Genomic DNA, 13,213 nt, shown 5'->3' with positions numbered 1-13,213 from the left:
TACTTTTGTAAGTAAAGTATAAGGAATTATGGGACGCAGTTATATCTATCTTATGTTGGCAATTGTTTTTGAAATTATTGCCACAACTTTTCTGAAAAAATCTGAAGAATTTTCAAAATTGATTCCTTCCGTCGTAACGGTGATAGGGTATGCAGCAGCATTTTATTTTTTAAGTTTAACACTGCGTCAGATACCGGTAGGCATCACGTATGCCATTTGGTCAGGGGTTGGGATTATCTGTATCACAATCATCGGAATTGTAGCATTTAAGCAGGTTCCTGATCTGCCTGCTATCATTGGACTTGCATTGATCGTAATTGGAGTGATTGTGATTAATGTATTCTCAAAAATGGGAACCCATTAACTGTATTCATCACAATAGTTTCGCTTGAATAGAAGGTTGATGAATCGAATGTCTTCTCTTATAGTTCACTTTTTCCATTCCGTTTCTCATTCCGCAAGAATCTAGACAGAGCTTCTCAGTTAGTTTGGATTTCTAAGGAATGACAGTGAAACAGTCAGTATTTTAATGGTATATTTGATTATTCGGGCTTTAAAAACAAAGTACTAAGCTTAGCTTTCCTGTTGTAATTGTTCAATCAATTCCAGTCTTTTTACAATACTTTCTTTAATTAAAATAGTACCTGGCGATAAGACGGCATTGGCTCCAATTCTTGAATCATCTCCAACGAACGCTCCGAATTTCTGAGTATTTGTTTGAATAATTTCTGAGTTAAAAAGCACGGAGATTTGTTTATCTTTTCTTTCGTTATAATGATTGGCGCAGATAGATCCGGCTTCAAAATTAATCCGGTTTCCAATAATGCTGTTTCCAATATAATTAAAGTGGGCAACGGCGGTATCGTTGAAGATTATACTTTGCTTGATCTCACTTCCCGGACCAATTTTCACATTTTTCCCAATATAAATCGGGCCTCTCAGATAAGCATTAGCACCAATGAAAGAATTTTCACCAATAATAACTTTTCCTTTAAAAATTACATTCTGCTCAACGACAGCCGTTTTATGAATGGCAACATCCTCTGAAATAACATAATCATCAGTAAGAGTTTTGAATTGGTCTTCCAAAATAGGTTGCAAATGATCGATAATCTCCCAAGGTTGAAAGTTTTCATGAGAATAAAAATCAGAAAAGTTTTTTATAAAGTCAGTGATGCGAATCATTTTTAAATCTGTTATTTTCGATAGAATACTAATAACAAACTTACATAATAATATCTTGTGTTTTTTCTTTCTGTTTCCAATGTTCGGCTTTTTTTTCATACAGAAAAAACTTTCCGAGTTTATATTTGAATTTTAAATAGCCACGAAATTCAATCCCATCAAATAATCGGTAAGATATACTAGGATCTTCCCGTAAAGACTGTGTAATTGCTTTACTGAAAACGGTAGGCCCTGTAGTCGCGTGAATGTTGTTAGGATAACGATGTGTTTTTATATTATCCAACATTAATTCTAAGGTTTTTTTTAGGAAAGGATGCTTTTTATTGAAAATAAGTCCCCATTGAACGTAAAGCTCCGGATGCCTTTCTGCGCTGATTACGGCTTCGTCTTCCTCTTTTATCAACTCTTTTAAAGGTCTTGTAATGGCGCTGTCTATATCTAAATAAACGCCTCCTTTTTTATACAAAATAGCATACCTGAAAAAATCTGCTTTTGCGGCGCCGATAGTTAATTTGTTATAGCTTTCAATATATTCAGGTGGAAACTCGGTTTTTAAAAAATGTTGGATATCGTGGTCATCATAAAAGAAATAACGGTATTCTGGATTTTTCCTTCTCATATTCCAGATGTGTAATTTCGTAATCAGAGGAAGTTTGTTGGTTTTAAAAGTTTGAAATATTTGTTTGGGTACAGCCATGGATAATGGATTTTAATAATGCTTCTAGGGGGTAAACTGTTTGGCAGTTATAGCCTTTAAAGTGGTAAATAAGAAATGATGAATTGAAAAAGCGTTAGAATTATTTCTTTCTAAGCTTTCCAAAAGGATTGTAAGAAACTCCGACATTGAAATAAAATGAAGGTTTGGGTTTGGCTTCAAAAATGTAATCTTTGAAAGATTCTTCTTTATCAAATATCCTGGAATTCGGGGTTGCTCTGACGCCGGTTTTTAAGGTTCCTATAAAATTTGAACCTAAATTATGTTCATAAATAATCCCTGAATTAATATTTAATTGTCTGAATTCATACGTTTTATCTGCCTGATAAAGGTAAAAAGAGGTATTGTTCATTTCTGAACCTAAAGAAATACGTCCGTTCGAAAAAACATCTTTCCTTATTAAAAGCTTTTGAGGTAAAATAACATCAGCAACCCAGCCATTACTAAATTTGTGTTCATAAGTAAAGATAGGAAGCACAGGAACTTGCGTACTTGGGTCGATCATCACCGCTAAGCCTAAGGTCATTCTGGTGGTTGGAGTGGCTTTTAAAATGATATTTCCGGTCAACATTCCTCGAAGTCTTTCAAAATGCTGATCACTTCCGTCTACCGAAGCGGTGGCGGAGTAGATGGCGGTTTTATTGAATAATTTTGAAAAATAAGTAAAATTCAAAGCTTCTGAATGGTAATGGAAATCGGCTTTATTACTGCTTTCATTAGAGAATAAAGAAGTCGCATTTTCTGTTTCAATCGAAGTATAACGATAATTCAAAGCCGTACTTAGCATCCATTTTCTGTTTTTAATGAAATAGATATTAGCATTGGCATTCACCTGACTGAAATTTTTCACCTTATTATCAGGCAAATCTGCTCCCTGAAATGCGGAAGAGTAGTTATAAGGAGTCAGCTGGGTGTATTCAATATTCAGATCTCGGGCTTGCGGGAATTTATCAGTAACAAAAGCGATTAGCTTGTTGGGAATACTGTCTTTTTTTTGTGCAAAGACAATATTTTTAAAAGGAAAAAAGGCTAGTGGAACCAATGCTTTTCTAAAAGTATTCATCGTTATTTTATTTTTTTTATGGTGGATTGAAAGAAGTTGAATAAGAATATGTTGTCATAAAATATTTCAATACTGTTTTCAATACTGAAATCGGTGTAGAGATGGGTGTTGGTGTTCATTTCTTCCTCTACAAAAACAAACCATAATTCCTGAAGGTGGTGCTGTCTTTTAAAGGATTCGTAAGCGTTAAGGTCAAATAATGAAGAATGCTTCAGGTCATAAAATAATATTCCTTTTTTAATGCCATTTTCCTCTATAATATTAATAGGGTGGTGGGTATAATTGATCATTTTAATTTTTGAATTATAACATTCTATAAAATGATGAAGGTCAATAAGCTGAATTACTTTTTCTTCTTTTTGAGAGTCTGTCATAAAAAAACATTCTAATGTAATCTGTTCTGTGAGTTCCTGAAAAACGGTCAATTCCATAAGCATATAAATTATACAGGAGCAAAGGAATAGAGAATAACCCCTCAGATTTTTGTTTTTATACCAAAGCCCCTACATTTTATACCAAATCGGGAGCGTAGAATTTTTGTATAATAAAATGGCAGGTTGGTATAATATTATGCAGATTGTTTTCGTTATTACTTATTTTTGTTTTGTTGAAAATGATCAAATTAATATGAAATATAAACCCAGTGCGCCTAACGATACGCTCGTTATAGATTTTCTTGTACGAAATCGTTATCGGTTTTGGAGACACTTGGTGTTTATGATCTTCTTCTTTGGATTGTTGTATAATGCGAGGTTCTGGCATGAGTTCAGTGGGGTTTCTCAATATTACATTCTGGTTTTTGTATATGTTTGCCTGCTCATCATGGCCTACATCAATATTTATATTTTGGTTCCGCTATTTTTCTTTAAAGCCTACTATATTTCATATCTCGTCTTGTTGGTCTTGCTTGGAATCATTGGTTTGAATATGATAGGGTATGTCTTTAACAGTTATTTTTTAGAATATAGGCTTCATGAAATTCCGAGGCCGAATAAAGGCGGATTGTATGAAGGGGTGATGATGTGTATTCCTATTATATTAACCACCACCACTGTGAAATTACTCCAGAAATGGACAAGGGATAATAAGAGAATTACTGAATTAAGTAACCTCACTTTAAATATGGAATTGAATGAGCTGCGAAATCAGATCAATCCTCATTTCTTGTTTAATATGCTTAATAATGTAAAAGCATTGATAAGAACCGATCCTGAAAAAGCAACCATGGTAATCATCAAGCTTTCAGAATTTTTAAGGTATCAGCTGTACGAAAACGGGGAAGAAAAGACGTTGTTAACTTCTGAAATAGATTTTCTATCCAATTTTCTTAATTTGGAAAAAATAAGAAGGGAAAGCTTTTCTGTAGAGATCAATAGCGAAAATGATAAAAGAGTTTTGAACAGCACTTTTATTCCGCCCAATTTATTTACCACTTTTGTAGAAAATGCAGTAAAGCATAGTGTTGAAATTGATGATCAGGAATCTTATGTAAAGATCAACATCAAAGTAGAAAACAAAAAGCTAACTTTTATCTGTACCAATTCTCAAAACCCTAATTATTCTATTTCTGATAAGAAGTATGGAGGATTGGGATTAGCGAATATCAAAAGACGTCTCGAGCTTTTGTATCAGAATCAATACCATTTAGAGATCATTTCTACCGATAAAGAATATACCGTAAATCTAATAATTCCTGTATGAATTGTATTATAATTGATGATGAACCGTTGGCAAGAGCAGAAATGCAGTCGCTGATTAATGAAGTGTCTCAGGTTGAAGTATTGGGCAAATTTTCAAATGCACCTGCTGCCATCGAGTTTTTAAAAACAAATGAAGTAGACCTTATTTTTCTGGATATAGAAATGCCTTTGGTGACGGGATTGGAGTTTGCTGAAATGCTTCCCAAAGAGACGTTGGTTATTTTTACCACAGCCTATTCTCAATATGCTTTAAAGAGTTATGAACTGGAAGCGGTGGATTATTTACTTAAACCTATCGATAAACAAAGGTTGGAAAAAGCCATAGAAAAAGCCGTTTTGTATAAAGAACTTTTATCCAGAGATACGGTAAAAAACACGGTGGAATCTAATACTGCAGATTTTCTGTTTATTAAAGCAGATAGAAGGTATTATAAAATCAATTTTTCGGAGATTAAATTTATTGAAGGGCTAAAGGATTATGTGGTTATCCATACCCAGACTCAAAAACTGATTACGGCTATGAATTTAAAGACAATCCATCAGAAAATTTCTGAGGATATTTTCTTGAGGGTAAGCAAATCATACGTGGTGAATATCAACTGCATTGATTCTTTTGATAATCATAATATATATATCGAAGATTCAGAGATTCCGCTGGGAGAAGTGTATAAATCAGCTTTTTTTACAAGATATTCTGGTGGATCTTTAAATTTGGATGGTAATTCATAAACGACTTTGGAAGCTGTAGCATTAATTCGTTACAGCTTCCAGTCTTGAACTTCTGGCCCGTTTGCTTCAAGGCAAAAGGACATCTTAAAAAGAGAATTTTTTCAACAATATAAATAAATAGGAACAGGTCTTAGCCCGTTTTCATTTTAAAATACCTCCAATTGGCTTTATCCCAAACTTACTGTACATAAAATGAAGTGCTTTGACTCGGCTCAGCATGAGATTCTGTTAAAAATCTACATTTTGATGACAATTAATAATCGACCTAGGAAGCTGTAGCGTTAATAAAATGAATTCTGTGAACGTCAAGAAAACTCTTATGTTTGAAGCGCGAGACAAATTTTGACTCGGAGAACAAATAGTACATTTCGCGCAAGTTTTAGAATTTTTAGAGAGCAGGACTCATTTTTAGCTACAGTTTCCAGTCTTGAATTTTTGGTCCGTTTGCTTCAAGGCAAAAGGACAGGCAGATTTCTAAATATTAAGATCTTAAAAATTTATAAGAGATATGATTTTAAGATAGATTATTTAATCCTCAAATATTTGTCCTGCAAAAGGATTGTCGACTAGCCATAACCAAATTCCTTCTTCATTTTTTTTCATCATACAGGTGGTTGCTCCATTCATTTCAATAGGAGTTCCATCTGGGGCGCTGGCTTTTAGGATCCATTTATCTGCCCATACGGCAAGATTTCCTACGACAGTCGCTTTATGTTTTATCCCTTGGATATTGGGTTTCCAGCCACAAAGGTGCTCTAATGGTTTTTTGATGTTTTCTAATCCTTTTATTTCTTCTCCGTCTCTTTCAATATATGTTGCATCTTTATCAAAGCAGCTTAATGCTCCTTCTAAGTCACCTGTTAAGATGCAGTTTCTGAAGTATTTTACAGCATCAAGAGGTTGGGTTCTGTCAAAATTTTCCGGCATTATTTTTATGAGTTTTAAAAGTTATTTTTTCTTTCCTACAAACCGAATCACAGATCCTGTTCCATTATGAAACACCCCTTCATTAAGCTCAATTTCCGTTTCTATTAATTCGATAATCTCATAATTTGGAAAATCAGAGGTAATTTCATCGATAGAAAACAGAGAACCAATGTCTTTAGGGCCACCTACTTTTTCATTTTTCAAAACCAATTTAAGATGATTTTTACTGAAAGCTTCGAAAATAATATAGCCCCCTTTACGAAGATATTGGTCTAACATTTTATGAATAGCCGACTTAATATCAGCCGGAAAATGGGCGTAAATAAGCGCAATCGCATCAAACTGTTCTTCCTGAAAATTCAATGTTTGCAATTCGCCTACTTGATAATCAATTGTTACGTTGTTGCTTTCCGCAAGCTGTAATGCTTTGTTTTTACCTTCAGAACTAATGTCAAAAGCAGAAACCTTCCATCCAAGTTGAGCTGCGAAAACAGCATTTCTTCCTTCTCCTTCAGCTGGAAAGAGAATAGAAGCTGGTTCTAATTTTTGTAATCGATCTTTTAAATAGTTGTTGGGTTGGGTACCATATGCAAATTCATCATTGCTGTACCTGTCGTCCCATCGGCCAAGCCACGTGTTGTCGGTCATTATATTGTTTTTAAGTTTTTATAAAAATAAGATATTTCTTTGTTCTTAAAAACATGATTTTTAATAAAGCTTTTGATCTTTATCACAGTAAAAACTACTTCTCTTTCCTAGGCCTGTATTTTTTTTGATGAGCTTCTGACCACAAATGGGACATATCTTTTTACTGTAAACCTGCCAGTGCTTTTTCAGTACAGATTCTCTTTTCCATTCTAGAAAATCGAAACTGTACTTTTGGGCTTCGGCAATGAGTTCTTTTACTTTTTTCGGAGGTAAATTTCCGATAAGACTTTCGGGTTGAATACCAATTCTGAACAAAACTTCATTCTTAATAATATTGCCAACGCCTGAGAAAATATCCTGATTCATCAAAGCGTCGCAAACCATCATTTTAGAATTTGAGCCTAGTTTTTGTTCAGTTTTTTTAGGATTCCATTCCTCACTCATGATGTCGGCTTCCCAATCTATTTTTAATAAAAGTTCAGGATCAACTAATGTTACGTTGCAGGTATAAAAGTACATTCCACCCGTTTTGAATTCCAGTCCTAAACGTAAGTTTTTATCTGGTTTTGTATGTCCGTTCACACTGTAAGACCCAAACATCAATAAATGAATTCTAATTGCAAATTCATCAAAAACAAGATACGTCTGTTTTCCAAAAGTCTTTATTTCTCTTAAAATTTCACCTTCTAAAGGTGCTTTTTCGAAGTTGGAATCTCCGGATGCAGTCATAACTTTTTTACCTGCAAATTTTTGCAGATCTTCTTTCATTAATAAGATGGAGGGACCTTCTGGCATGGCTTTACTTTTCAATAAAATTTCAAATACTATTCCATAAAATTAAAATTTGAAGTAATTTTGGAGAATGATGAACTTGAATCAGATTTTTACGAATCAGCGCACAGGAAATAATCCACATACCAGAGCTTCACGAACAGATTTCCAAAGAGATTTCGACAGAATTATCTTTTCTTCTGCATTTAGAAGACTGCAAAATAAGACGCAGGTTTTTCCACTTCCTGGGAGTGTTTTTGTACACAACCGTTTGACACATTCTTTAGAAGTTTCATCTGTAGGAAGAAGTTTAGGAAGTATTATCGGAGAGTTTATCACAGATAATTTTCAAAGTGATCTAAACGAAGATTCTAAAAGTTTTTACCTTCACAATTTAGGAAATGTAATTGCAGCAGCCTGCCTTTGTCATGACGTTGGAAACCCGGCTTTTGGACATTCAGGGGAAGATGCCATTGCAAGTTATTTTGAAAAAAATGAAAAGGATTTAAAGCCTAAATTCAATGAAAAAGAATGGGCAGATCTGGTTAATTTTGAAGGAAATGCGAATGCGATACGAGTATTAGCACATCAGCAACAAGGAAAAGACGCGGGAGGAAGCCAGTTGACCATGACGACGTTGGCAAGTATTGCAAAATATCCTTGCGAAGCCATTGCGAAGGAAAAAGGAATTATTCACAGAAAGAAATTCGGTTTTTTCCAAAATGAAAAAGATACTTTTCTTGAAATTGCGAAAGCGACCAATTTGATCTCAGAAAGTGAGGAACCTCATATTTTTAAAAGGCATCCATTTGTTTGGTTGGTAGAAGCCGCAGATGATATTTGCTATAACATTATTGATATGGAAGATGCCCACAGACTGGGGATTGTTTCAACAGCAGATTGTAAAAACCTGTTTTTTGAATTGGTGAAGTCTGAAACGGATGATGTGAATAAAGTGAAAAGAAAACTGGACTCGATTTCGAATGAAAATGAAAAAATATCTTATCTAAGAGCGAAAGTGATCAATGCGTTAATTAATAATTCTATCGAAAATTATAAATTAAACTTTAATACGATTCTTGAAGGAAAATTAGATAAGGCGTTGCTGGATATTTATAAATCCGAAAATAAAACGCTACAGGATATTGAAAGTTTTTCAATTGAGAAAATTTACAATCATAAAGCGGTTGTAGAGATTGAAAATGCGGGTTACAACGTAATGTATGAATTGTTGGATCATTTTATTCCTTCCATTTTAAAATCAAAAGATGAAAGAAAATCTTACGATAAAATGGCATTAAAGCTCCTTCCAAATCAGTTTATTTACGAAGACGGAACAGATTATCAAAGAGTATTGGGAGTGATTGATTTCGTATCTGGAATGACCGACAATTACGCCACCGATCTATACAGAAAAATAAAGGGAATCGAAATTGGAATGACGATGTAGTCGATTCCCCATTTTATTATTTTAAAAGAATTTTTGAAGCATCTTCTATTAATGATTGCATTAATGTTGATGCTTTTTTATGTTTTAATAGTGGAGCTATCTGGCCTGCCCAGAAGAAAACCAATTCATTTTTTTGCTGTTCTAAAGCAGCTTTTCTCATGGATGAAATGAACGTTGTTTGCAATGGAAAAGGTAACGTTTGATCTGTGGCAGTCAATAATTCTCTTGTTATTTCGGTGGTAATTCCTCGTCCTAATCTTCCGGTATACGCTCTGGAAAGGGTGGTGTATTTTGCCGCATCCGAAAAAAGAAATTCTCTGTGAACAGGCAATGCTCCTGATTCTTCAGTCGCCAAAAATGCAGTTCCTATTTGTACAGCTTCTGCGCCCAGTGTCATGGCAGCAGCAATTCCACGGCCGCTTGCAATTCCTCCTGCAGCTACAATGGGAATGTTTACTTTATCTTTAATTAATTGAATCAACGCAAATGTTCCTGTCGTTGAAAGCTCGGCTTTATCCAAAAATGAAGGTCGGTGGCCGCCACTTTCAAAACCTGAAGCAACAATCACATCAACCCCGATATTTTCTAAGGCGATGGCTTCGTCCAAAGTTGTTGCATTTCCGGCTACAATGGTTCCCTGATTTTTCAATCTTTCAATAATATCCTGATCCAGCAGCCCAAACATAAAGCTGAAGACTTTAGGCTTTATGTCAAAAACAACTTGTAGCTGATTCTGAAATCTCGATTCAAAAGAGGGTGGAAGTGCAGGGATTTCAATATGTAAACGATCATAATAAGGTTTAAAAATCTCAACAGTCTTTTTGTATTGTTTCTCTGTATGTTCTTTATCAATAATATCATGATCATTCACCCAAAGGTTAAGATTATAAGGTTTGTCAGTCTTTTGTTTGATTTGTTTGTCAACTTCATACATTTCGTCAGGAGATAGCGTATAGGCTCCGAATCCGCCCAGTCCACCAAGATTGCTGACGGTAGAGGTCAACTCGACAGTTGATAATCCGCCCCCAAAAGGTCCTTGGAAAATGGGATATTCTATTCCCAACAAATCTGTTATTCTGTTTTTATTCCACATGATTTTAATTTAAAATTAAAGTTCTACATCAGTTAATGTTTTATTGACGATAAGCCATTTACCATCAATTTTATGGAAAGTTATAAAATTATAATAATTAAAATCATACATTTTTACATTTAATTTTGCGGTAGCAATCGTGTTTATGACGTCAATAGAAATGATTGTTGCTTTAAACGCTTTCCCTGATTTTTCCGGACTTAGTCGGCTTCCAACACCCTCAATATATTGTGCGGCGGTTTTGTAATAAGGAACTCCTTTTACATCTCCAAAAAGTAAAGCGTCTTTATGAAAAATATCTTTTAAAAGCTCGGTGTTTCCTTCATAAATTCCTTTGGAATAATATTGCTCGATTACATTTCTTATTTCTGTTTCTTGTGTGGTATCTGTGTTCATGATGTTGGCTTTTTGAGCAAAGCTGCTTATCGGAAAGATAAACAGCCATACCCATAATGATAAGTATTTCATGTTATAAATTATGGCCGGCACCCATTCCTCCATCTACATTAATGATGGCACCGGAAATCAATTTATTTTTAGCAATAGCATGAACCATGTGAGCAATCTCTTCCGGTTCTCCAATGCGGTTGATTAAATGTAAACCTGCATTGTTATCAATATGTTCATCGTGCATTGGAGTTCTTATGAGGCCTGCAGCAACGGTATTTACTCTGATATTATCTTTCCCGAATTCTGCTGCCAGTTGTAATGTTAAAGCATGAATTGCTCCTTTACTTGCAATGGGTGCTGTAGATGGAGATTGTGCGATCGCATGGTAAACCAATGGCGTACCGATATTGATGATTACTCCATCTTTTTGCAGTTGCATCTGTGGAATTACAGATTGTGTGGTGAAAAATGTTCCTTTTAAATTGGTATTTAAAAATTGATCTAAATATTCTTCCGTAACTTCTAAAAAGGGTTTGTTGTCATAAATTCCTGCATTATTAACCAGTACATCAATCGAACCGAATTTTTCAATCGCCGTTTTTGCTAATTTTTCTCCAACGGCTTTGTCTGCGACACTTCCTGCAACCATGGCAAGATTCTCACCTGCTCCCAACTCGTTATAAACCTGTTCTAATTTTGATGCTGTGAGTGAATTGATCACTACGCAATCTCCTCTGTCCAGAAAATAGCGGGCAATTTCTAAGCCGATTCCTGATGAGGCGCCTGTAACAATAACTGTTTGTTTTTTCATTTTTAATTTACTTTTTTTCGGTTGAAAATCCTTGTTCTTTTAATACGGAAACCTGTTCTCCTGCATATCCCCAGTTGTCATCTTCTATTTCATTGATCATGATGTGGGTTAGATGCGGATCTTTATTCAGAACTGTGGTCACCGCCTCGCTTATTTTTTTGATTAATTCTTGTTTTTTTTCGCGGCTAAGGTCTTCGCGTAAAACATCTATTTTTATAAATGGCATGATGTTGAATTTTTAAAGGTTAAGTTTATTTGAACTATTATTTTAACCGCAAAAGAGAGAGAAAAGCTATTTGGATGTTTAACCTTTACTTGATTATTAGAAAAAAGAGTTTTGCAAAAGAATAATATTTCGACTCCGCTCAATATGCAAAGATTTTTTTTAAACTTATGTGTTCATCTTTTGTAACTTTTGACTCCGTCGAAATATCATTCATCGACTAAAAGGAGATAATCTTCGATTTGTGGTTGAAATAAGAATTGAAACAAGTTTGTTGTTAATAAATTACTGTGCGTCTGCAACTAAATGAATATTCAGATCAAAGTTATTGTAGATCAAGGTGTCACCAAGATTAGTGAAGAAATTGGATGATCTGAATTTGATATTGAATTTGGTTCTGTCGATAACAATTTTAGTGTCTAAAACTGCAATATTATCTGTCTTAACGATCTGTAAACTTGTATCAATGGAGTGGGTAATTCCTTTAATGGTAAGATCTCCGGTTACATGATAAAGATTATTTTCACTAGGTTCTGCATGCTTGATTTCGAAAACGGCATCAGGAAACTGATCTGAGTTAAAGAAATCATCAGAAGCCAAATGATGGGCAAATTGGGTATTGGTTTCAGGATCTTCGATATCAAGAATTTTGATCGATCTTGTGTTGATTACAAATTTTCCTGAAAAAAGAATGTCATTTTCAAAAGTAAAATTTCCTTCTTTTACTTCGATTGTTCCGTTGTGGGCTCCGGTTACTTTTCTTCCGATCCATTCAACTAAGCTGTTTTCGCTGTTGATTTTGAAATTTTTTGTATCCATTTTAATGGGTTTTAAATGATGATACAAATGTCAGCCGATTGAAGAAAAATGTTACGTGACCTACATCACGAAATATGGGAAGTTTATATTGAGTTTTTATTGATGAAGTCTGCTTAACGTCTCCCTTGTAACTCCTAAATAGGCTGCAATTAAGTGTTTCGGAACTAAATTATATAATTGAGGGTACAATGCTAAAACCTCTTCATACCTGAATTTGGCATCGTTATTCATAAAGGAAAGCAGTCGTTTTTGGGCGGCAACATACCCTTTATTCGTTCGCCATCTGAAAAAATGTTCAACCTCATGAATCTCTTTGCAGATTTTCTCTCGGTCTTCATTGGAGATGGATAAGATGCTGGCATTGCTAACACAGTCAACATTGATGGTTGCTCTGTCTTTAGTATAGAGTGCATCAAAATCTGTAACCCACCAGCTCGGCATGGCAAACTGAAGGATAAACATTTTCATACTGTCATTCAAGTAAAATGCTTTCAGACAACCATCAAGAACGAAATACTCATGGTTTACGAAATCTCCTTCTGTAATCAGCATTTGTCCTTTTTTTAAATCGATCCTATTAAAATGTGAAAAAACATAGTCCAACTGCTCGTCAGTAAGAGAAGCGAATTTTGAAATGTGTCCTTTTAATAGGTGCTTTGCATCAATCATAATGGGTAATTAATATTCAA

General features: G+C 34.5%; 17 protein-coding genes. 4 read left to right on the top strand and 13 right to left on the bottom strand.

Translation table 11 applies throughout. The features are described 5' to 3' along the window. Nucleotides 1-28: 28 nt before the first annotated feature. Nucleotides 29-364, top strand: a complete 336-nt coding sequence (locus AMQ68_RS05410) for a multidrug efflux SMR transporter (protein ID WP_054509560.1) — start codon at nt 29-31, stop codon at nt 362-364. 209 nt (nt 365-573) lie between these two features. On the opposite strand, the gene AMQ68_RS05405 is transcribed toward AMQ68_RS05410, so the two are convergent. The 4 genes from AMQ68_RS05405 to AMQ68_RS05390 all read right to left on the bottom strand — a co-directional run bounded on the left by AMQ68_RS05405 (nt 574) and on the right by AMQ68_RS05390 (nt 3,394). Further along, on the bottom strand, nt 574-1,185 hold the full coding sequence (locus AMQ68_RS05405; RefSeq protein WP_054510031.1) for a DapH/DapD/GlmU-related protein: 612 nt from the start codon (nt 1,183-1,185) through the stop codon (nt 574-576). Between the two features lie 40 nt (nt 1,186-1,225). Beyond that, on the bottom strand, nt 1,226-1,882 hold the full coding sequence (locus AMQ68_RS05400) for a glycosyltransferase family 32 protein (protein WP_054509559.1): 657 nt from the start codon (nt 1,880-1,882) through the stop codon (nt 1,226-1,228). 100 nt (nt 1,883-1,982) lie between these two features. Continuing rightward, nucleotides 1,983-2,963, bottom strand: a complete 981-nt coding sequence (locus AMQ68_RS05395) for a DUF6268 family outer membrane beta-barrel protein (protein ID WP_054509558.1) — start codon at nt 2,961-2,963, stop codon at nt 1,983-1,985. Between the two features lie 2 nt (nt 2,964-2,965). Then, nucleotides 2,966-3,394: a hypothetical protein gene (locus AMQ68_RS05390; protein WP_054510030.1), complete on the bottom strand. Its 429-nt coding sequence runs from the start codon at nt 3,392-3,394 to the stop codon at nt 2,966-2,968. A gap of 118 nt (nt 3,395-3,512) precedes the next feature. On the opposite strand from AMQ68_RS05390, the gene AMQ68_RS05385 reads away from it, so the two are divergent. Next, nucleotides 3,513-4,664 carry a sensor histidine kinase gene (locus AMQ68_RS05385; protein WP_241775059.1) on the top strand — a complete coding sequence of 384 codons (1,152 nt, stop codon included), beginning with the start codon at nt 3,513-3,515 and terminating at the stop codon, nt 4,662-4,664. Beyond that, complete coding sequence (locus tag AMQ68_RS05380) at nt 4,661-5,392, top strand: LytTR family DNA-binding domain-containing protein (protein ID WP_054509557.1); 732 nt, start codon at nt 4,661-4,663, stop codon at nt 5,390-5,392. The genes AMQ68_RS05385 and AMQ68_RS05380 overlap by 4 nt, the downstream gene beginning before the upstream one ends. Nucleotides 5,393-5,920: 528 nt before the next feature. On the opposite strand, the gene AMQ68_RS05375 is transcribed toward AMQ68_RS05380, so the two are convergent. Genes AMQ68_RS05375 through AMQ68_RS05365 form a run of 3 tightly spaced genes read right to left on the bottom strand, consistent with a single transcriptional unit; the run spans nt 5,921 to nt 7,762 of the window. Beyond that, the gene (locus AMQ68_RS05375) at nt 5,921-6,319 is read right to left on the bottom strand and encodes a nuclear transport factor 2 family protein (protein WP_054509556.1); all 399 of its coding nucleotides are present in this window, start codon (nt 6,317-6,319) and stop codon (nt 5,921-5,923) included. 21 nt (nt 6,320-6,340) lie between these two features. After that, nucleotides 6,341-6,967: a bifunctional 2-polyprenyl-6-hydroxyphenol methylase/3-demethylubiquinol 3-O-methyltransferase UbiG gene (locus tag AMQ68_RS05370; RefSeq protein WP_054509555.1), complete on the bottom strand. Its 627-nt coding sequence runs from the start codon at nt 6,965-6,967 to the stop codon at nt 6,341-6,343. A gap of 60 nt (nt 6,968-7,027) precedes the next feature. After that, the gene (locus tag AMQ68_RS05365) at nt 7,028-7,762 is read right to left on the bottom strand and encodes a DNA-formamidopyrimidine glycosylase family protein (RefSeq protein WP_054509554.1); all 735 of its coding nucleotides are present in this window, start codon (nt 7,760-7,762) and stop codon (nt 7,028-7,030) included. A gap of 70 nt (nt 7,763-7,832) precedes the next feature. On the opposite strand from AMQ68_RS05365, the gene AMQ68_RS05360 reads away from it, so the two are divergent. Then, nucleotides 7,833-9,188 (top strand): deoxyguanosinetriphosphate triphosphohydrolase, encoded by a 1,356-nt coding sequence (locus AMQ68_RS05360; protein WP_054509553.1) that lies wholly within the window; start codon nt 7,833-7,835, stop codon nt 9,186-9,188. A 16-nt stretch (nt 9,189-9,204) separates the two neighbouring features. On the opposite strand, the gene AMQ68_RS05355 is transcribed toward AMQ68_RS05360, so the two are convergent. From AMQ68_RS05355 to AMQ68_RS05330, 6 genes are all read right to left on the bottom strand, one after another. Next, nucleotides 9,205-10,281, bottom strand: a complete 1,077-nt coding sequence (locus AMQ68_RS05355; RefSeq protein ID WP_054509552.1) for a nitronate monooxygenase family protein — start codon at nt 10,279-10,281, stop codon at nt 9,205-9,207. A gap of 15 nt (nt 10,282-10,296) precedes the next feature. Continuing rightward, nucleotides 10,297-10,749, bottom strand: coding sequence for a nuclear transport factor 2 family protein (locus AMQ68_RS05350; RefSeq protein WP_054509551.1), 453 nt, complete (start codon nt 10,747-10,749; stop codon nt 10,297-10,299). A 1-nt stretch (nt 10,750) separates the two neighbouring features. After that, a complete protein-coding gene (locus AMQ68_RS05345) occupies nt 10,751-11,482 on the bottom strand; it encodes an SDR family NAD(P)-dependent oxidoreductase (RefSeq protein ID WP_054509550.1) in 732 nt (243 codons plus the stop codon). Between the two features lie 7 nt (nt 11,483-11,489). Then, complete coding sequence (locus tag AMQ68_RS05340) at nt 11,490-11,708, bottom strand: 4-oxalocrotonate tautomerase family protein (RefSeq protein ID WP_054509549.1); 219 nt, start codon at nt 11,706-11,708, stop codon at nt 11,490-11,492. A gap of 282 nt (nt 11,709-11,990) precedes the next feature. Continuing rightward, a complete protein-coding gene (locus tag AMQ68_RS05335; protein WP_054509548.1) occupies nt 11,991-12,524 on the bottom strand; it encodes a YceI family protein in 534 nt (177 codons plus the stop codon). A gap of 96 nt (nt 12,525-12,620) precedes the next feature. Beyond that, nucleotides 12,621-13,193 carry a Crp/Fnr family transcriptional regulator gene (locus AMQ68_RS05330; protein WP_241775058.1) on the bottom strand — a complete coding sequence of 191 codons (573 nt, stop codon included), beginning with the start codon at nt 13,191-13,193 and terminating at the stop codon, nt 12,621-12,623. Nucleotides 13,194-13,213 lie beyond the last annotated feature (20 nt).

It is taken from the genome of Chryseobacterium sp. ERMR1:04 (assembly GCF_001297705.1).
Taxonomy (GTDB): Bacteria; Bacteroidota; Bacteroidia; order Flavobacteriales; family Weeksellaceae; genus Chryseobacterium.
The sequence above is the reverse complement of the archived record's forward strand: the minus strand, read 5'-3'. Positions and strand labels throughout refer to the sequence as shown.